The 18,510-nt window shown below is 65.9% G+C and carries 15 protein-coding genes and 1 riboswitch; of the genes, 7 read left to right on the top strand and 8 right to left on the bottom strand.

All coding sequences use genetic code 11. The features are described from left to right. Positions 1 to 21 precede the first annotated feature (21 nt). Positions 22 to 1,914, bottom strand: coding sequence for a patatin-like phospholipase family protein (locus N5D91_RS19320; RefSeq protein WP_110710756.1), 1,893 nt, complete (start codon positions 1,912 to 1,914; stop codon positions 22 to 24). A gap of 188 nt (positions 1,915 to 2,102) precedes the next feature. On the opposite strand from N5D91_RS19320, the gene N5D91_RS19315 reads away from it, so the two are divergent. The 4 genes from N5D91_RS19315 (at position 2,103) to pncA (ending at position 7,327) form a co-directional block, all read left to right on the top strand. Continuing rightward, positions 2,103 to 3,158 (top strand): bifunctional nicotinamide-nucleotide adenylyltransferase/Nudix hydroxylase, encoded by a 1,056-nt coding sequence (locus tag N5D91_RS19315; RefSeq protein WP_180854551.1) that lies wholly within the window; start codon positions 2,103 to 2,105, stop codon positions 3,156 to 3,158. A 64-nt stretch (positions 3,159 to 3,222) separates the two neighbouring features. Further along, entirely contained in the window at positions 3,223 to 4,632 is a 1,410-nt protein-coding gene (locus N5D91_RS19310; protein ID WP_180854541.1) for a nicotinate phosphoribosyltransferase, read from the top strand. Positions 4,633 to 4,766: 134 nt separating this feature from the next. After that, positions 4,767 to 4,996, top strand: a riboswitch (cobalamin riboswitch). A 160-nt stretch (positions 4,997 to 5,156) separates the two neighbouring features. Beyond that, positions 5,157 to 5,843 (top strand): epoxyqueuosine reductase QueH, encoded by a 687-nt coding sequence (locus N5D91_RS19305; RefSeq protein ID WP_180854542.1) that lies wholly within the window; start codon positions 5,157 to 5,159, stop codon positions 5,841 to 5,843. Positions 5,844 to 6,700: 857 nt separating this feature from the next. Next, positions 6,701 to 7,327 carry a bifunctional nicotinamidase/pyrazinamidase gene (gene pncA / locus N5D91_RS19300; RefSeq protein ID WP_005411938.1) on the top strand — a complete coding sequence of 209 codons (627 nt, stop codon included), beginning with the start codon at positions 6,701 to 6,703 and terminating at the stop codon, positions 7,325 to 7,327. A 207-nt stretch (positions 7,328 to 7,534) separates the two neighbouring features. Here the strand turns inward: pncA and purU are convergent, their stop codons facing one another. Further along, positions 7,535 to 8,386, bottom strand: coding sequence for a formyltetrahydrofolate deformylase (purU, locus tag N5D91_RS19295; RefSeq protein WP_180854552.1), 852 nt, complete (start codon positions 8,384 to 8,386; stop codon positions 7,535 to 7,537). A 114-nt stretch (positions 8,387 to 8,500) separates the two neighbouring features. Between purU and N5D91_RS19290 the strand changes: the two genes are divergently transcribed. Next, complete coding sequence (locus N5D91_RS19290; protein ID WP_180854544.1) at positions 8,501 to 9,412, top strand: LysR family transcriptional regulator; 912 nt, start codon at positions 8,501 to 8,503, stop codon at positions 9,410 to 9,412. Between the two features lie 3 nt (positions 9,413 to 9,415). Here N5D91_RS19290 and N5D91_RS19285 read toward each other — a convergent pair whose 3' ends face one another. From N5D91_RS19285 to N5D91_RS19275, 3 genes are all read right to left on the bottom strand, one after another. After that, positions 9,416 to 10,516 carry an NADH:flavin oxidoreductase/NADH oxidase gene (locus N5D91_RS19285; RefSeq protein WP_180854545.1) on the bottom strand — a complete coding sequence of 367 codons (1,101 nt, stop codon included), beginning with the start codon at positions 10,514 to 10,516 and terminating at the stop codon, positions 9,416 to 9,418. Between the two features lie 174 nt (positions 10,517 to 10,690). Continuing rightward, complete coding sequence (locus N5D91_RS19280) at positions 10,691 to 11,497, bottom strand: NAD-dependent protein deacetylase (protein ID WP_180854546.1); 807 nt, start codon at positions 11,495 to 11,497, stop codon at positions 10,691 to 10,693. A gap of 55 nt (positions 11,498 to 11,552) precedes the next feature. Next, complete coding sequence (locus tag N5D91_RS19275) at positions 11,553 to 11,954, bottom strand: acyl-CoA thioesterase (RefSeq protein WP_004153688.1); 402 nt, start codon at positions 11,952 to 11,954, stop codon at positions 11,553 to 11,555. 90 nt (positions 11,955 to 12,044) lie between these two features. On the opposite strand from N5D91_RS19275, the gene N5D91_RS19270 reads away from it, so the two are divergent. Next, positions 12,045 to 12,680: a LysE family translocator gene (locus N5D91_RS19270; protein WP_180846176.1), complete on the top strand. Its 636-nt coding sequence runs from the start codon at positions 12,045 to 12,047 to the stop codon at positions 12,678 to 12,680. A 34-nt stretch (positions 12,681 to 12,714) separates the two neighbouring features. Here the strand turns inward: N5D91_RS19270 and N5D91_RS19265 are convergent, their stop codons facing one another. From N5D91_RS19265 to N5D91_RS19255, 3 genes are all read right to left on the bottom strand, one after another. Then, on the bottom strand, positions 12,715 to 13,347 hold the full coding sequence (locus N5D91_RS19265) for a hypothetical protein (protein WP_180854547.1): 633 nt from the start codon (positions 13,345 to 13,347) through the stop codon (positions 12,715 to 12,717). A gap of 216 nt (positions 13,348 to 13,563) precedes the next feature. Next, positions 13,564 to 14,583 carry a ribonucleotide-diphosphate reductase subunit beta gene (locus N5D91_RS19260; protein WP_008264781.1) on the bottom strand — a complete coding sequence of 340 codons (1,020 nt, stop codon included), beginning with the start codon at positions 14,581 to 14,583 and terminating at the stop codon, positions 13,564 to 13,566. A 140-nt stretch (positions 14,584 to 14,723) separates the two neighbouring features. Continuing rightward, positions 14,724 to 17,126 (bottom strand): ribonucleoside-diphosphate reductase subunit alpha, encoded by a 2,403-nt coding sequence (locus N5D91_RS19255; protein WP_075675636.1) that lies wholly within the window; start codon positions 17,124 to 17,126, stop codon positions 14,724 to 14,726. A 552-nt stretch (positions 17,127 to 17,678) separates the two neighbouring features. On the opposite strand from N5D91_RS19255, the gene N5D91_RS19250 reads away from it, so the two are divergent. After that, on the top strand, positions 17,679 to 18,510 hold an 832-nt coding region (locus tag N5D91_RS19250; RefSeq protein WP_279922726.1), incomplete at its 3' end, for a DUF2884 family protein.

Below are 18,510 nucleotides of genomic sequence, written 5' to 3'. Positions count from 1 at the left end.
TTCAATCGGCTGCGGCGGAGATCAGTAGATCGGCGTGACCTTCATCTGCGGCAGCGGACGCGGTGCGCCGTCAGTAAGGTCCGGGCCGAGGTCTTCCCAGGTACGTCCCTGCTCGACCATCAAGCCCCACAGCTGCTGCGAGGCCAGCCGCTTGTCTTCCGAGCCCAGCTTGTACGACGGTGGCGTCGGCTGGCCACTGGCAACCATCGCGTACGCTGCACGGTAGGCCAGTACCTGCTGCGCCGGGTCATCGGTACGCGCCACTTCCAGCGTGTAGCGCTGGTAGGCGGAGGCCAGGTTGCGCCAGCGGATCCAGTAATGGTTCTCGAACGAGAACGAACAGAAGCGTGCACCGGCCAGGCTGCCCTTGTCGGCGATGCGGGTCAGCACGTCCTGCGTCATGTCCAGGTTCATGCCGCCTTCGTCACCCTGCAGGCTGACGTGCACGATGCGGTCGCGGTAGCCCGGCGCGCGCGCCTGCAGCAGATCGCGCCAGTTCTGCATGGTCGCCACCACCGCGAACAGGAAGCGGCCCAGCTCGGCGGCCGCCAACGGCGTGGCGATCGACTGATAGGTGCGCTGCCAGCCGTGGCGGTTCTCGGTGGGCAGGAACACGGCATGTTCCAGCGCCTGGCGGCCACTGCTGCCGTGGCTCACGTCTTCGGCGTGCTGCGGGTAAACCAGATTGATGGCGAAGGTTGGCCAGCGCGGCAGGGCGGCATCGAACAGATGAATCGGGAAGTTGCTGCTGATGCCACCATCAGAGAACCAGCAGATGCGGAACGCGGTGATCACCGGTCCGCAGGTCTGCCCGGCACTGGTCAGCCCTTCCATGCTGTCGGCCACGTTGTGCTCCTGGTCGGCAGCGGGTGCGGTCGGTTCGCAGCGACGCTCGCGGCGCGAGGGCTCATGCAACGGCACCGCGCTGATCAGCAGCGGGAAGCTCAGGCTCATGCGCGTGGCCACCAGCACCGGCAGCTTCGGGCCCTGCGGCAGGTGGTAGTACCGGCGCCCTTCCACCTCCAGCGGCGGGCCGGCCTGCGTCACCAGCCACTGCACCACGCTGGCCGGGAACAGCTGCTCGAACTCCTCGCGCAGGAACCAGAACTGCGCACCGCCCAGCGGCAACGTACGCGGCTCGTTGTGCGACACGCAGGTGGTGATCATCTGCAGGCTGATCGCATGCGGGCTGTCCGGCTCGCCGGCATAGCGCGGCGCGTCGTGCAGGTCGGCGAACGTGAGCGGTGCATCCAGCGGCTTGCCGGACAACTGCTGCAGGCACGCGTGCAGCCACTCGGTCAACGCCGGCGTGCGTGCATCGCGGCCGAGACCGCTGCACAGGCCCAGCAGATTGCGCCGCGCCACCCGCGCCACCCGCAGCGCGGCACCGGCCACGCCGGCACCGTACGCGCACAGCAGCGACGGCAGCAGCGTGGCGGCCACGCCGCTCCAGCCACCGCCCCACCAGCCCAGGCCGAGCAGCAGTGCCAACGACACCAGCACTTCCAGCGGCGCGATCTCGAATACGGCAACGGCCAGGCACAGCAGCTTGTGCGGCAGGCCGGCATTGCCGGTCAGCACCACCAGCAGCCGGTAGGCGGCGCGTGCGCCCCGTGCCGGCTGGAACAGGCTGTAGATGAAACCGCGCCGCGACAGCTGCGCCGACACCGCCGACAACCCGCCATAGCCGGCATCGCCGGGCAGGTGCTCGCCGGCCTGCTGGCGGCGATCACCGCATGCCGCCGCAGCCGCCACCGCCGCAGCGATGGCACCGGCCGAAGTGCCGCCGATGCTCTTGAAGCGATACTCGCGCGCCAGCGCCAGTACCGCATTGGGGTACACGATGCCGCTGGTGATGCCGCCTTTCATGACCAGATCGCAGTACTTGTCCGCCACTGTCTTGCCCCCGAGCATGCCGTCCGCCGCGTGGGTGCCAGTATGGCGCAGAGGCTTCTCAGGGCCTGAGAACAGCAGCGCAGTCCCGGCAGGAATCGTCGGCGTTCAGCGGAAGGCATGCCTGCAGGCTTGACCCGCCCCGCCATCGGCGTAGCATCTGCAGCAAGCCAAGGGACAGACCCGCGGCTGCCACAACGACATGAGGGATTCTCATGGAATTCGACTATCTCGTCTTCATCGGGCGATTCGAGCCCTTCCACAACGGCCATGCCGCCGTTGCCCGCCTGGCCCTGAGCCGGGCCCGCAAGCTGATCTTCCTGGTCGGCTCTGCCGATACCCCCCGCAGCCTGCGCAACCCCTGGACCGTGGCCGAACGCGCCGTGATGATCCAGGCCGCCCTTGATGGCCACACCGACCGCCTGCTGATCCGCCCGCTGCGCGACCACCTGTACAACGAAGCGCAGTGGATCGCCAATGTGCAGCGCCAGGTGGCCGAAGCCCTGCGCAACGACGGTGCCGCCGCCGATGCAAAGGTGGGCCTGATCGGCATGGACAAGGACGCCTCCAGCTACTACCTGCGCGAATTCCCGCAGTGGCCGCTGGTGGACGTGCAGCATACCGCCACCCTGTCGGCCACCGAGCTGCGGCGCTACCTGTTCGAAGCCGGCGACGTCGACTTCCACGGCGCGCTGCTGATGCTGCGTGGCAATGTGCCGGCGCCGGTGTACGACATGCTCGAAGCGTTCCGCAGGAGCGCGCCTGCGTATGGCCAACTGGTGGCCGAGTACCGCTTCATCGAACAGTACAAGGCCGCCTGGAAGGATGCGCCCTACGCGCCCACCTTCGTCACCACCGATGCGGTGGTGGTGCATTCGGGCCACGTGCTGCTGGTGCGTCGCCGTTCGGAACCCGGCAAGGGCCTGTGGGCGCTGCCCGGCGGCTTCGTCGGCCAGGAACAGAGCCTGCTCGACAGCTGCCTGCGCGAACTGCGCGAGGAAACCCGGCTGAAGATTCCGCTGCCGGTGCTGAAGGGATCGCTGAAGGGCCAGCAGGTCTTCGACCACCCCGACCGCAGCCAGCGCGGCCGCACCATCACCCACGGCTTCCACTTCGAGTTTCCGGCCGGTGACCTGCCGCCGGTGCGCGGCGGCGACGACGCCGACAAGGCACGCTGGATCCCGGTGAGCGAAGCACTGGAGATGGGCCCGCAGCTGTACGAAGACCACCTGCACATCCTGGAGTATTTCCTCGGCCGCGGCTGACAGGCCCGGCTTTCCCACTGGCGGATAGACCGCCGGTGCCACCCGACGCGAAGGAGCTTCCGTCATGCATTACCTCGATAATCTTCTCCTCAACACCGACAGCTACAAGGCCAGCCACTGGCTGCAGTACCCGCCGGGTACCGATGCCACCTTCTTCTACGTGGAATCGCGCGGCGGCCTGCACGATCGCACGGTGTTCTTCGGCCTGCAGGCGATCCTCAAGGACGCCCTGGCAAGGCCGGTCACCCACGCCGACATCGACGACGCCGCTGCGGTGTTCGCCGCGCATGGCGAACCGTTCAACGAAGCCGGCTGGCGCGATATCGTCGACCGGCTTGGCGGCCACCTGCCGGTGCGCATCCGCGCCGTGCCCGAGGGCAGCGTGGTGCCCACCCACCAGGCGTTGATGACCATCGAATCGACCGATCCGGCCGCGTTCTGGGTACCGTCGTACCTGGAAACGCTGTTGCTGCGCGTGTGGTACCCGGTCACCGTGGCCACCATCAGCTGGCATGCACGACAGACCATTGCTGCGTTCCTGCAGCAGACCAGCGACGACCCGCAGGGGCAGCTGCCGTTCAAGCTGCACGACTTCGGCGCGCGCGGCGTCTCGAGCCTGGAATCGGCGGCGCTGGGCGGTGCCGCGCATCTGGTCAACTTCCTCGGCACCGATACCGTCTCGGCCCTGTGCCTGGCCCGTGCGCACTATTACGCGCCGATGGCGGGCTATTCGATTCCCGCCGCCGAACACAGCACCATCACCAGCTGGGGCCGCGAGCGCGAGGTGGACGCCTACCGCAACATGCTGCGCCGGTTCGGCAAGCCCGGCGCGATCATGGCGGTGGTATCGGACAGCTACGACATCTACCACGCGATCAGCGAGCACTGGGGCACGACGCTGCGCGATGAAGTGATCGCCTCGGGCGCCACCCTGGTCATCCGCCCCGACTCGGGCGACCCGGTGGAGGTGGTGGCCGAAAGCCTGCGCCGGCTGGACGAAGCCTTCGGCCACACCTTCAACGGCAAGGGCTACCGCGTGCTCAACCACGTGCGGGTGATCCAGGGCGATGGCATCAACCCGGACACGATCCGGGCGATCCTGCAGCGCATCACCGACGACGGCTACGCCGCCGACAACGTGGCCTTCGGCATGGGCGGTGCACTGCTGCAGCGGCTGGACCGCGATACGCAGAAGTTCGCGCTGAAGTGCTCGGCCGCACGGGTGGACGGTGAGTGGATTGATGTCTACAAGGACCCGATCACCGACGCCGGCAAGACCAGCAAGCGCGGCCGCATGCGCCTGCTGCGGCGTCTGGATGACGGCAGCCTGCACACGGTGCCGCTGCCGGCCAACGGCGACGACACCCTGCCGGACGGCTTCGAGGATGCGATGGTGACCGTGTGGGAGAACGGCCGTCTGCTGCACGACCAGCGCCTGGACGACATCCGCACGCGGGCCGCTGCGGGGCATTGAAGGTGCATTCCGACCGGGGTCAGAGCCCGCTGCGTGGCAGCGGGATCCGACCCCTTCCTTCCACTGGGGTCGGATCCCGTTGCAGCGCAACGGGCTCTGACCCCTGCGCTCTTGACCCGCGCCACCAATAGGTCCACTTTGCACACGCCGAAGGTATCCCTCCCATCGCTCCGGCGCGGGGAGGGATTTAAACGGGAATCCGGTGAAGGCGCCTCGCGCGCCCATTCCGGAGCTGCCCCGCAGCGGTGAATGGAAACGAATCCTGCCAACAGCACTGGGCTCACGCCTGGGAAGCGGCAGGTAGTAGGTGGGCTGCGGCCCGTGTCCATCAGCCCGAATACCGGCCCCGGCCGGGGGACACGACCGTCCCCTGACTCGACCTGGAATCTCCGCGGGGAGGTTGCCGGGGCCGCCGTCGTCCTGCGCGTGCAGGCGGTGTGGCCGCGCGCGTCCTGTTCACGGTATCCAGCCAGACCCGTTCACCCACGCGCTGATGCATGGGCCACCGCCGTTGCCGGCGGTCCATGCGGTACCTGACGATGACCGAGCTCCAACGCCCCACCCTGACCCTGCCCGCCGACGGCACGCGCCTGCTGCTGCATTCGTGCTGCGCGCCCTGTTCCGGCGAAGTGATGGAGGCGATCACCGCCTCCGGGATCGACTACGCGATCTTCTTCTACAACCCCAACATCCATCCGGTGAAGGAATACGAGCTGCGCAAGCAGGAGAACATCCGCTTCGCCGAACAGCACGACATCCCGTTCATCGACTGCGACTACGACACCGACAACTGGTTCAGCCGTGCACGCGGCATGGAAAACGAGCCCGAACGCGGCATCCGCTGCACGATGTGCTTCGACATGCGCTTCGAGCGCACCGCGCTGTACGCGCACGAGCACGGCTACGACACCATCAGTTCGTCGCTGGGCATCTCGCGCTGGAAGAACATGGCGCAGATCAACGACTGCGGCATCCGCGCCGCCTCGCGCTATGAAGGCCTGCAGTACTGGGACTACAACTGGCGCAAGGGCGGCGGTGCCAGCCGCATGATCGAGATCAGCAAGCGCGAGCAGTTCTACCAGCAGGAATACTGCGGCTGCGTGTACTCGCTGCGCGATGCCAACCGCCATCGCCGCGAGAATGGCCGCGAGCGGATCAAGATCGGCCTGCTTTACTACGGGCAGGACGAACCGAAAATCCCCAAGGATTAGTCATTTCCTTCCTTGAGACGGACCAGAAAACAAAGAGCCCGCGATCAAAGATCGCGGGCTCTTTCTTCAATTACTTTTTGGGAGACGGCTTCGGATTTCTTTCGCGCTGAGTGGTGCTTGGATGCTTCAACGCGTAGCTCTGCGAGACAAAGCGGCCAGATACCGAGCTTCTATGTGCCGTAGTCTTTGATGAAGATTTACTGGTCATGATCATTCCTTTTTTGGATGGACGGAAGGAGCTCTGCCGTTACTGTCTCGAAGTTCCTCACGAGGGGGCGAAGCCCCCTCGTGAGGTGTGACGCTTAGGCCCCAGGGGCCGAGCGCCAGTGATTGCATACGCTCTCCCACTTCCCGAATCGGAAGCGAGAGTAGTTGCGCACGAACACCGTCTTCGGACGAGAATTCGACATGGCTACCTCCATTGAGTTGGAGGGTGCCCACTGGTACCGATCCGTCCATCCAATCCACCTAGATAGCAAGGCTGTCCAAATCAATTGACAAGCTGCTATAATTGGCGGATTGTTTCAATCAAACCCGCCCTTCAAGCGAAAGTCTGAATGAAGACTGAACGAGTGACGCAGAGAGTGAAGCACCCTCAACTCCCTACGCCTCGGACCTAATTTAGGTTCTGAGGACGTTGGCGCGTCCAAGAGCCTAAATTCTTATACATCAATGTTTTAAAGAGCCCCTCGGGACCTTCATTGGCTCCGGGGTGGTTTTTTTTATCCAGAACTCAGACTACCTGAACCACCTCCAGATGTAAAGAGCGAATGCACCTTTTGTGACGAAATCATCTAGTGAACGTCGACACAATGGTGTAGGTTCAAAGAGATACGTTGCAGCCCGACCTCTTTGCCATGACCGCCCTGCCCGCCGATGTCGCCCTGCTGGTGATCGACCTGCAGCCGGACTTCATGCCCGGTGGCGCCCTGGCCTGCGACCAGGGCGATGCGCTGGTGGCACCCATTGCCGATCTGCTGGCGCAGCGCCGCTACCGCACCGTGGTGGCAACACAGGACTGGCACCCGGCCGACCATGCCTCGTTCGCCAGCCAGCACCCCGGCCAACGCCCGTTCGAGACCATCCTGCTGCACGCGCAGCCGCAGACCCTGTGGCCGGACCACTGCGTGCAGGGCAGCGCCGGTGCCGCCCTGCACCCGGGCGTGGACTGGACCGTGGCCGACCTGATCCTGCGCAAGGGCACGCGCCAACAGGTGGATTCGTACAGCGCCTTCCGCGAGAACCACGGCCCCGATGGCGAGCGCCCGGCCACCGGCCTGGCCGGCTGGCTGCATGAACGCCGCATCCGCGAAGTGCACGTATGCGGCCTGGCCCGTGACTACTGCGTGCTGTGGAGCGCGCAGGACGCGGTGAAGTCCGGCTTCCGGGTGAAGTTCCTGTGGGAGCTGACCAAGCCGGTGACCGAAGCCAACGACGTGATGGTGCGCGAGGCGCTGGGCAAGGCGGGGATCGCGATCGTCTGAGGCGTGACCGCCGGGCATGGCCCGGCGCTACCGCGCACGTCGCTTATGCCGCTTGCGCGCTCCTGCCCACAACAACACAATCGATTCATCCAGCCCCCTAACTACGCCCCCCTACAGATCGCGGGACGGCCGAACCGGGGGCTTTTCATGGGATGAAATCAGGATTCGGTAGTGCCGCGCCATGCCCGGCGGACGCGGGATGGGCGATTACCGGAACACCACCGTGCGATGCCCGTTGAGCAGGATGCGGTGCTCCACATGGCGGCGAACGGCGCGCGCCAGCACCAGCGATTCGGTATCGCTGCCCAGCCGCACCAGCTCGCGCGGCGCCATGGCGTGGTCCACGCGGGCCACGTCCTGTTCGATGATCGGTCCTTCGTCCAGATCCTCGGTGACGTAGTGCGCGGTGGCGCCGATGATCTTGACCCCGCGCGCGTGCGCCTGGTGGTACGGCTGCGCGCCCTTGAAGCTGGGCAGGAAGCTGTGGTGGATGTTGATCGCACGGCCGGCCAGCGCGCGGCACAGCGTGGGTGACAGGATCTGCATGTAGCGCGCCAGCACCACCAGGTCGATGTGTTCGCGCTCGACCAGGTCGATGATCTGCTGCTCCTGCACCGCACGCGTATCGGCGGTCACCGGCAGGTGGTGGAACGGAACCTGGTAGGACGCGGCCAATGGCGCGAAGTCGGCGTGGTTGGACGCTACTGCGGCAATGTCCACCTTCAGCTGGCCGCTGTGGGCACGGAACAGCAGGTCGTTGAGGCAGTGCCCCTGCTTGCTGACCAGCACCAGCAGGCGTGCGCGGCGGCGACCATCATGCAGCTGCCAGTCCATGCCGAAGCCGGCGGCGAGCGTGGCCATGGCGGCGTGCACGATCTCCAGCGGCAGGCCGGCATCGCGATCGAAATGCACGCGCAGGAAGAAGCGGCCGCTCTCCTCGTCACCGAACTGCTGGGCGTCGAGAATGTTGCAGCCGTGGTCGAACAGCAGGCCGGATACGCGGTAGACGATGCCGGTACGGTCGGGGCAGGACAGGGTGAGGATGGAATCGGGGCGCATCGCCCGAGTGTAGGGCAGCAGCCTGTCCTCGGGATCGATGGTCACCGATGCAACCGACCTGCTTGGTTCAGTCCCAAGCGATACTTGGGTTTCTCCATGGCAAGCTGGTCGGTCATGAACCTGTTGCAACTGATCCGCAGCTTCACCCGCACCGCAGAGACCGGCAGCATTGCCGCCGCGGCCCGCATCCTTGGCATCAGCGCCACCGCAGTCGGCCAGAACATCAACCGGCTGGAGGCGCATCTGGGCGTACGGTTGCTGAACCGGAGTACGCGGCAGCTGGCGCTCAGCGAGGCTGGCGCGCTGTACCTGGCGCAGGTGCGCCACATCGAAGCCGACCTGGCGCGTGCACAGGCGATGGTCACCTCCGGTGACATCGAACCGGCCGGGCCGCTGCGCATCGCCAGCAGCAGCGCGTTCGGCCGCCACGTGCTGGCACCGTTGCTGCCGTCACTGCAGCAACGCTACCCGCAGCTGCAGCTGGAACTGCGGCTGACCGACCGTGCCGTGCAGCATGGTCCAGAGGCGGTGGATGCCAGTATCCGCATCGGCGCGCAGCTGGAAGACGGTGTGGTCGCGCGGCAGCTGGCGCGCGTGCCGTTCGTGTTCTGCGCCTCGCCGGCCTATCTGAAGGCACACGGCACCCCGCAGCAGCCATCCGACCTGGGCGGCCATCGCGGGCTGCTGCATCGCTTCCCCACCGATGGCCGGCCGCTGCGCTGGGGCCTGCTGAAGGACGGTCAGCGCGTGGACGCCGCGCTGCCACCGAGCATGGTCTGCGATGACATCGACGCGCTGGCGACGCTGGCGGCGGCCGGTGCCGGCATCACCCGGCTGGCTGCATTCGTGGCCGAGCCGTACCTGCGCGATGGCCGCCTGCAGGCGGTGTTCGGCGCCGACACCGCGTGGCGCCCGGAACCGATGGAGGTCTACTTCTGCGTCAGCGACCGCCGCGATTTCACCGCCAAGATCCGCGCGCTGTTCGAACACCTTCAGGCCGGCATCGCGCCGGCCTGGCGGGTGTGAGCCTCAGCGCGTCTTGAACACGCCGCGCGCATCGCGCGGCTCGCAGCGCAGGTACTGTGGCGCCGGTTCCACGCTGTCGCGCAATGCGGCAGCGGCATGCCACGGCCAGCGCGGGTCGTAGAGGATGCCGCGCGCCAGGGCCACGGCATCGGCGTGGCGATGGCGCAGGATCGATTCGGCCTGCTCGGGCTCGGTGATCATGCCCACGGCGATGACCGGCATGCGCACCTTGGCCTTGATCGCTGCCGCGAACGGCACCTGGTAGCCCGGACCGACGGTGATCTTCTGGCGTTCGTCCAGGCCACCGCTGGAGACATGCAGGAAATTGCAGCCGCGCGCGTCCAGCACCTGGGCCAGGGCCTCGCTCTGCACCAGGTCCCAGCCGCCATCGACCCAGTCGCTGGCGGAAATGCGCACGCCCACGGCGACCTTGTCGGACACCGCCGCACGCACCGCATCAAACACCTCCACCAGCAGGCGCAGGCGGTTCGGCAGCGAGCCACCGTAGCCATCGGTGCGGCGGTTGCTCAGCGGCGACAGGAACTGGTGCAGCAGGTAACCGTGCGCACCATGCAGCTCGATCAACTCGAAGCCCAGGCGCTCGGCGCGCACCGCACTGGCGGCGAAGGCGGCGATGACCTCGGCGATGCCGGCTTCGTCCAGTTCCTGCGGTGCCGGATCGGCGGCATGGAACGGCAGCGGCGACGGCGCCACGGTGGCCCAGCCACGCGCATCGTCGGCCGGCAACTGGCCACCACCGTCCCAAGGACGCCTCACCGAGGCCTTGCGGCCGGCATGGCCCAGCTGGATGCCCAGCGGCATCGGCGACCAGCGGCGCACGCTGGTCAGCACCTGTGCCAGCGCGGCCTCGGTGCCGTCGTCCCACAGGCCCAGGTCGGCCCAGCTGATGCGGCCGCGCGGTTCGACCGCGGTGGCTTCCAGGATCAGCAGGCCGGCGCCGGACTGCGCCAGGTTGCCCAGGTGCATGGCGTGCCAGTCGCTGGCGCGGCCATCTTCGGCGGAGTACTGGCACATCGGCGCGATGACGATGCGGTTTGACAGAGTCAGGGGGCCGAACGAGATCGGCGAAAACAGCTGGGTCACGGCGATGCGGGGGTCAGGCGGATGGAGGGGGCGTATTGCACCGCCGCACGGCCTGCGAATCAACCGTCTGGATGGATCGCTGTTTCGCGGGGGCGGGTTCTCGGTAGAGTCGACTGCCAGTCGACTGCTTTTCCAACGGCGGCGAAAAGCCCGCGCTGCACGCGATAGCAGACTCTATCCAGCGATAACCGACGCCAGCGCTTCAGCGCAGTCCCGCTCATCCTTGAACAACAGCAGGTCGTCGGCACGGGTACGGCCACGGTTCAGCGCCGCCACCGGCAGCCCTGCCCTGGCCGCCGCCTGCACGAAGCGGAAGCCGGAATAGACCATCAGCGACGACCCCACCACCAGCACCGCATCAGCCTGCTGCAGATGATCGTGCACCGCCGCCACCCGCTCGCGCGGCACGTTTTCGCCGAAGAACACCACGTCGGGCTTCAGCAGGCCGCCGCAGTGCGGACAGTCGGGCACCACGAACGTGGAAAAATCGGTCTCCAGATCGGCATCACCATCGGGCGCGATGCCTGCCTCCAGCGCGTCCCAGCCGGGATTGGCGTCCAGCAGGCGCTGCTGGAAGCCTTCACGATCGCTGCGACGCTCGCAACCCATGCAGCGCACCAGATCCAAGCGGCCATGCAGGTCGATCACGTTGTGGCTGCCGGCACGCTGGTGCAGGCCGTCCACGTTCTGGGTCAGCAGCACCTGCAGCTTGCCTCGGCTTTCCAGCGCGGCCAGGGCCTGGTGGGTGCCGTTGGGCCGGGCCAGGCCGAAGCGCGGCCAGCCGAGCAGGCTGCGCGCCCAGTAGCGCTGGCGGGTGGCCGCCTCGCCCATGAACGCCTGGTAGGTCACCGGCGGCGTGCGTTTCCACTGGCCGTCGGCATCCCGGTAATCGGGAATGCCCGAGGCGGTGCTGCAGCCGGCGCCGGTCAGCACGAACAGGCGCTGGGCACGGTCGATGAAGTCGGTCAGTGGCAGAGTCATGGCTGCCAGATGGGGGCGCGGTGGCGCCCCCGCAAGCGCCGGTCCGTTGGCCGGGTCAGGCCGCCGGCAGCGGTGGTACCGCGATCGGGTGGCCTTCCTCGTCCAGCGCGATCATCACGAAGTGGCCGCGGGTGCACAGCTTGCGCTCCCCGCTGTGCAGGTCTTCGGCGACCAGTTCCACCTCCACCTTCATCGAGCTGCGGCCGACTTCGACGATGCGGCCGATGGTTTCCACCATCTGGCCGATGCGGATCGGCAGCTTGAAGTCGACCTGGTCGCTGCGCGCGGTCACCACGGTGCGGCGCGAGTAACGGGCGGCGGCCAGGAAGGCGGCCTTGTCCATCCACGCCAGCGCCTGCCCACCGAACAAGGTGCCAAGGTGGTTGGTGTGGTTGGGAAAGACGATTTCGGCCATGCGCACTTCGGTGGGCGGCACGGTCTCGGGGATCGGGGTCATGGGGGTGCTTCGGTGTGGGGTACGGCGATTTTAAGCCAGGCCCCGTGCAGGCGGCGCTACACTGCGCCACGCCCCCTGCCAGGATTGCCCATGCCCGCCACCTCCGACCTGTTGGCCTTTGCGCTGGTTTCGCTGGCGATGGTGCTCACGCCCGGGCCGAACATGATCTACGTCATCTCGCGCTCGATCTGCCAAGGGCCGGCCGCTGGCCTGATCTCGCTGGGTGGCGTCGCGCTGGGCTTCGTGTTCTACATGCTGTGCGCGGCGCTGGGCATCACCGCCCTGCTGATGACCGTACCGTTCGCCTACGACGCGCTGCGCATCGGTGGCGCGCTGTACCTGCTGTACCTGGCCTGGCAGGCGCTCAAGCCCGGTGGCCGTTCACCATTTGCGGTACGCGACCTGCCGCAGGACAGCCCGCGCAAGCTGTTCACGATGGGCTTCCTGACCAATCTGCTGAACCCGAAAGTGGCGGTGATGTACCTGTCACTGCTGCCGCAGTTCCTGCATCCGGACGGCGAAGGCAGCGTGCTGATGCAGTCGATCGTGCTGGGTTCCACCCAGATCGCGGTGAGTGTGACCGTGAACGGCATCATCGCGCTGACCGCTGGCAGCATCGCCGGCTTCCTGGCCGCGCGCCCGACCTGGCAGGTGGTGCAGCGCTGGCTGATGGGCACGGTGCTGGCCGGGCTGGCGGTGCGCATGGCGGTGGAAGGGCGGCGGTAGCGGCGGACGGGACGCTTGCCTGATCGCTGCGGGCTTACTCGGCCGACCAATGCGTATGGTCACCGATCAGGATTGCATCAAGCCGTCCTGTTGTGCCGTACACGAAATCATAGTCCATCTGCTTGTACCAGCTTGTCGCCATGATTGAACTTCTGGAGATCCTGCTGCCAAGCAGCTGGTCGGATCTCACTGCCCAGTGATGAGGCGGGTTCGCAGATACGTAATGTACGGCATCGCTTTGCCTGATCACTCTGGTCAGTGACATCAACCTGTTTCGGTGTTTCTCGTTGTCGAAAAGGTGGCAGCTCACGATCACGTCACCGCTGATGAATCTCACCAGCTCCCCATAGCGTTCAACATCCGCATCCAGCCGGCGGATCTCGATGATCGGCATCCCGCCTTCATCAAGCCCATGCTTCACCAGGCGCTTTGAGTTCAATTCCTTCCGCGTCGGCTCGCGAAGCACACGCCCCTTCGTCTCCAGAACGCTGGGAACAAGATGCTCATAGGGAACAAGCTCCAAGGCCTCGCCCACGGAGTACTTCCAATCGACGACCTTGTCCCTGCACGCCGAAAGTGCCGATTCCATTGCCGCGGCGAATGAATGGAACTCCTCCCTGAGCGCGGCAAGATGGCCATTCAAAAATTCGCTTTCGACGATCAACATCCTGTACTCCACCAGAGTCGACACTGGGCCATGATCGACCATCAATGCAGATTATGCCCTTGCGCGCCACACGCGTGAGTCGAGCATGGCGCGACTCTACACAGGCGCGCGCGAAGCCGGCCGGTGGCGCCGGGCCATGCCCGGCGAGCGCAGCAAGCACAAAAAAACCCCGGCGCTGGCCGGGGCTTCTCGTTGCGACAGGCCTGACCGGTTCGATCAGAAGTTCATGTCGAAGGCGACTTCGCCCTGCACGCCGACCTGGTAGGCCGAGACGCGGCGTTCGAAGAAGTTGGTCAGCTCCTGCACGTCCTGCAGTTCCATGAACGGCAGCGGGTTGCGCACGTTGTACTTCTTCTCCATGCCCAGCTTGGCGAAGTGCTGGTCGGCGCAGTGCTGCAGGTACTGGCGCATGTCACGGGTCGAGATGCCGGCCACGCCACCGGACAGCACGTCCTCGGCGAACTGCACTTCGCATTCGATGGCTTCGGCCAGCATGTCGTAGACCTGCTGCTTCATCTCGTCGTCGAACAGGTCCGGCTCTTCCTCACGTACCACGCGCACCGACTCGAACGCGAACTCCATGTGCGCGCTTTCGTCGCGGAACACCCAGTTGGTGCCCGAGGCCAGGCCCGGCAGCAGGCCGCGCGAACGGAAGTAGTACACGTAGGCGAACGCAGCAAAGAAGAACAGGCCTTCGATGCACGCAGCGAAGCAGATCTGGTTGAGCAGGAACTGGCGACGCTCGGCACGGGTCTCGATGCGCTTCAGGTCCTGGATCGAGTCGATCCACTTGAAGCAGAAATCGGCCTTCTTCTTGATCGAGTCGATGTTCTCCACCGCGGCGAAGGCTTTGACGCGCTCTTCCGGATCCGGCAGGTAGTTGTCGAGCAGGGTCAGGTAGAACTGCACGTGCAGCGCTTCTTCATACAGCTGGCGCGACAGGTACATGCGCGCTTCGGGCGCGTTCAAGTGCTGGTACAGGTTCAGCACCAGGTTGTTGGAGACGATCGAGTCGCCGGTGGCGAAGAACGCGACCAGGCGGTGGATCAGGTGGCGCTCACCCGGCGACATCTTGCTGTGCAGGTCGGTGATGTCGATCTGGAAGTTGATCTCTTCCACCGTCCAGGTGTTCTTGATCGCATTCCGGTACATGTCATAGAACTGCGGGTAGCGCATCGGGCGCAGGGTCAGTTCAAAACCGGGATCGAGCAGCATCTGCTTGGGCTTGTCGGCCATGGGTGTTTCCTTGTCTTCTCGGGTCAAAACGCCGGGCATGGCCCGGCGCTACCTTGGTGTTTTCTGCAGTCGAGCATGGCTCGACTCTACAAAGGGGTGTGCCGGCCAACGGCCAGCACTACCGCGCGGCGGTGCCGCTCTTACTGGCAGGCCTCGCAGGCTTCCGGGTTTTCCAGCGAGCAGGCGATGGCTTCGTCCGGGCTGAACACCTTGGCCGGGGCCGCAGCGCTGACCGTGGTCTTGGCGATCTTGGTGGCCGGGCGCGAACGCAGGTAGTAGGTGGTCTTGATGCCCTGCTTCCAGGCGTACATGTACATGGAGGACATCGCGCCGATGTTCGGGCTTTCCATGAACAGGTTGAGCGAGGCCGACTGGTCGATGAAGGCACCACGCTCGGCGGCCATGTCGATCAACGAACGCATCGGCAGTTCCCACGCAGTGCGGTAGACCTCGCGCAGCGTTTCCGGAATCTGTGCCACGCCCGCGATGGAGCCTTCGGCCAGCTTGATGGCATCGCGCATTTCCGGCGTCCACAGGCCCAGCTTCTTCAGCTCGTTCACCAGGTAACGGTTGACCTGCAGGAAGTCACCGGACAGGGTCTCGCGCTTGAACAGGTTGGACACCTGCGGCTCGACGCACTCGTAGCAGCCGGCGATCGAGGCGATGGTCGCGGTCGGGGCGATCGCGATCATCAGCGAGTTGCGCAGGCCGTGTTCCTTGATGCGGGCACGCAGGGCATCCCAGCGCTCGGCGTCTTCCGGCACCACGTTCCAGGCGTCGAACTGCAGTTCGCCACCGGCGGCGCGGGTGTCGTTGAACGACGGGTGCTTGCCGCGTTCCTGTGCCAGCTCGCAGGAGGTTTCCAGCGCGTGGAAGTAGATCGCTTCGGCGATCTTCTTCGACAGCGCACGGGCTTCGGCGCTGTCGAACGGCAGGCGCTTGCGGAAGAACACGTCCTGCAGGCCCATGCAGCCCAGGCCGACCGGACGCCAGCGCAGGTTGGCGCGGCGGGCGGTTTCGATCGGGTAGAAGTTCAGGTCGATGACGCGGTCGAGCTGGCGCACGGCCAGGCGCACGGTCTCGGCCAGCTTCTCGAAGTCAAACTCGTTGTGCTCGTCGAAGTGGTTGCCCAGGTTGATCGAACCCAGGTTGCACACCGCGGTTTCATCGTTGGAGGTGACTTCCAGGATCTCGGTGCACAGGTTCGACAGGTGGATCACGTTGCCGGCGCGCAGGGTCTGGTTGCTGGCGCGGTTGCACTTGTCCTTGAAGGTCATCCAGCCGTTGCCGGTCTCGGCCAGCGTACGCATCATGCGGGCATACAGCTTGCGCGCGGAGATGGTGCGGTTGGCCTTGCCCTGGGCTTCGGCCTGCAGGTAGGCCTGTTCGAAGGCTTCGCCGAACAGGTCGGTGAACTCCGGCACGACGCGCGGATCGAACAGCGACCATTCCTGGTCGGCCTCGACGCGCTTCATGAACAGGTCCGGCACCCAGTTGGCCAGGTTCAGGTTGTGCGCACGGCGGGCTTCGTCACCGGTGTTGTCACGCAGCTCGAGGAAGTCCTCGATGTCGGCGTGCCAGGTTTCCAGGTACACGCAGGCCGCGCCCTTGCGCTTGCCGCCCTGGTTCACCGCGGCCACCGACGAATCCATGGTCTTCAGCCATGGCACGATGCCGTTGGAGTGGCCGTTGGTCGACTTGATCAGCGAACCACGCGAACGCACGCGGGTGTAGCTGACGCCGATGCCGCCGGAGAACTTCGACAGCTGGGCGATGTCGCCGTACTTGGAATAGATCGACTCCAGCGAGTCCTGCGGCGAATCCAGCAGGAAGCACGAGGACAGCTGCTCGTGGGTGGTGCCGGAGTTGAACAGGGTCGGGCTGGACGGCAGGTAATCCAGGTTGCCCATGCGCTTGTACAGCGCCAGGGTCTCGGACACGTCCTCGCTCAGTGCGCTGGCAATGCGCAGGAAGAACTGCTGCGGGGTCTCGATCACCTTGCGGGTGTGCGGGTGGCGCAGCAGGTAACGGTCGTACAGGGTACGCAGGCCGAAGTAATCGAAGTTCAGGTCCAGCGCGCCGTCGATGGCGTCGTTGAGCTTGCGCGCATTGGTCTGCACGAAGTTCAGCAGGCGGTCGTTGATCAGGCCGACTTCATGGCCACGGCTGACCGACTGCGAGAAGGCGTAGATTTCCTGGCCCGAGACTTCCTTGGCGATGTAGTTGGCCAGCAGGCGCGCAGCAAGGCGGCCGTACTCGGGCTCTTCACCGATCAGCAGGGCGGCAGTGCGGATGGACAGTTCGTCCAGCTCGCGGGTGGTGGCACCGTTGTACAGGCCGGAAATGGTACGGGTGGCCACGCGCATCGGATCGACGGCGTGCAGGCCTTCGGAGGAACGCTGCACCGCACGCACGATCTTGTTCAGGTCCACCAGTTCGGTGGTCCCATTGCGCTTGGTCACACTCATCGCGTTGGCAGTCGGCGGCGACGTCAACAGGAATTCGCTTTCCTTCTCGATGGTGGCGCTGGATTCGGTGCTCACGGCGTGTGTCCTCTTGGCGTGATTGGGGGTGCTCGATGCATCGGGTGACGCAGCCCGGGACATGACAGCCCAGGATGGCAGGACGGCGTCGCAGGGGATGAGACCCTGCGCCTGCCACTGCCGTTGACGATCGCGGATGGGTACCCCGGGCACCCCCTGGAATTGGGGTTGCTGCGACCGACGGCCACAAGATAGTGGGGGTAATTGGGTCCGTCAACGCCAAATGTAGTGAAATTCGGCAATCCCTTGCGCCGCAAGGATCGTGCCATCGGCGCCCGGATCAGACGCTTCAGACCTGCCGGAACGGGCTGCGCAGTCAAGCCCGAAAGGCGTCATCGCGGTGGTACAACGCCGCGCGGAAACGGAACAATGACAGCTTCACATGACAGTGATGAAGCTGGCTAGGGACAACCCTGTGGATAGGTGGTGGGCAGCCGGTGGGAAAGCCGGTATGGCCGGACGAATCGCCATCGCGCAGTGACTTTCGGCGGGTGACGGCGCCTGCCGAACGCGGGATGCTGGGGTCCTGCAATGACCGGAAAGGATTCCACCATGCGCCTGTCAGCACCCGCCTTGGCCCTGCTGGCTGCTGTGGTCACCGTACCTGCAATTGCCGCTGACACCCCGAAGCTGCGCGCGGACCAGTGCGGTATCCACACCGACTATGACGTGCTGGTGGACAGCGGTGGCATCTGGCTGCGGCATGGCCCGCAGGCACCGCACGAGGTGGTGTTCCACGATGGCGTGCTGAGCCTGGACGACACGGTCGTGCCGGTCAGCGAGGCCGACGCCGCCCGCCTGCGGCAGATGGAGGCCGGTGCGCGCCAGCTGATGCCGGCGGCCACCGCGCTGGCCCATGAAGTGAGCGGGTTGAGCTTCGACGTGCTCGACGGGGTCTATGAGAGCCTCACCGGCACCGCCAACAGCCGCAAGGTCCGGCGCCTGCGCCGGCAGGCCGATGACTGGATCGGCGGCACGCTGGGCAAGGGCTACTGGGAACAGGCGGTGTTCGGGCCGGGCTTCGAGGCCAAGGTGCAGGACATGGCCGAGTCGCTGTCCGCGTCCATCGCCCGCAGCGTGCTGTGGCAGGTGTTCACCGGCCGCAGCGATGCGATGGAGGCACGCGCCGACCGTCTGGACGCGCGGATGGAACAGCAGCTGGAAGGCCGCGCCGAACGCATCGAGGCCCAAGCACAGTCGCTTTGCCCGCTGGTGCAGTCGCTGGCCGACACTCATGACGCGCTGGAAGTGCGCTACCAAGGCCAGCCACTGCGGCTGCTGGAGCGCGGCGAGAGCGTACGGGTAGAGCACGGCGATGGCTCGGGCCTGAATGTGTCGGCCGGGCCGGATGAGCGGCCGCGCGGGAATGCGGTGGCGCCGACCC

This window comes from Stenotrophomonas sp. GD03794, assembly GCF_029842145.1.
In the GTDB taxonomy this organism is placed as follows: Bacteria; Pseudomonadota; Gammaproteobacteria; order Xanthomonadales; family Xanthomonadaceae; genus Stenotrophomonas; species Stenotrophomonas riyadhensis.
The sequence above is the reverse complement of the archived record's forward strand: the minus strand, read 5'-3'. Positions and strand labels throughout refer to the sequence as shown.

Excerpts from the sequence above, each read along its gene's own strand:
- N5D91_RS19280 (WP_180854546.1), bottom strand. The coding sequence starts at position 11,497 with ATGACTCTGCCACTGACCGACTTCATCGACCGTGCCCAGCGCCTGTTC.
- N5D91_RS19275 (WP_004153688.1), bottom strand. The coding sequence starts at position 11,954 with ATGACCCCGATCCCCGAGACCGTGCCGCCCACCGAAGTGCGCATGGCC.
- N5D91_RS19270 (WP_180846176.1), top strand. The coding sequence starts at position 12,045 with ATGCCCGCCACCTCCGACCTGTTGGCCTTTGCGCTGGTTTCGCTGGCG.
- N5D91_RS19290 (WP_180854544.1), top strand. The coding sequence starts at position 8,501 with ATGAACCTGTTGCAACTGATCCGCAGCTTCACCCGCACCGCAGAGACC.
- N5D91_RS19320 (WP_110710756.1), bottom strand. The coding sequence starts at position 1,914 with ATGCTCGGGGGCAAGACAGTGGCGGACAAGTACTGCGATCTGGTCATG.
- N5D91_RS19265 (WP_180854547.1), bottom strand. The coding sequence starts at position 13,347 with ATGTTGATCGTCGAAAGCGAATTTTTGAATGGCCATCTTGCCGCGCTC.
- N5D91_RS19260 (WP_008264781.1), bottom strand. The coding sequence starts at position 14,583 with ATGGCCGACAAGCCCAAGCAGATGCTGCTCGATCCCGGTTTTGAACTG.
- pncA (WP_005411938.1), top strand. The coding sequence starts at position 6,701 with ATGACCGCCCTGCCCGCCGATGTCGCCCTGCTGGTGATCGACCTGCAG.
- purU (WP_180854552.1), bottom strand. The coding sequence starts at position 8,386 with ATGCGCCCCGATTCCATCCTCACCCTGTCCTGCCCCGACCGTACCGGC.
- N5D91_RS19305 (WP_180854542.1), top strand. The coding sequence starts at position 5,157 with ATGCGGTACCTGACGATGACCGAGCTCCAACGCCCCACCCTGACCCTG.
- N5D91_RS19310 (WP_180854541.1), top strand. The coding sequence starts at position 3,223 with ATGCATTACCTCGATAATCTTCTCCTCAACACCGACAGCTACAAGGCC.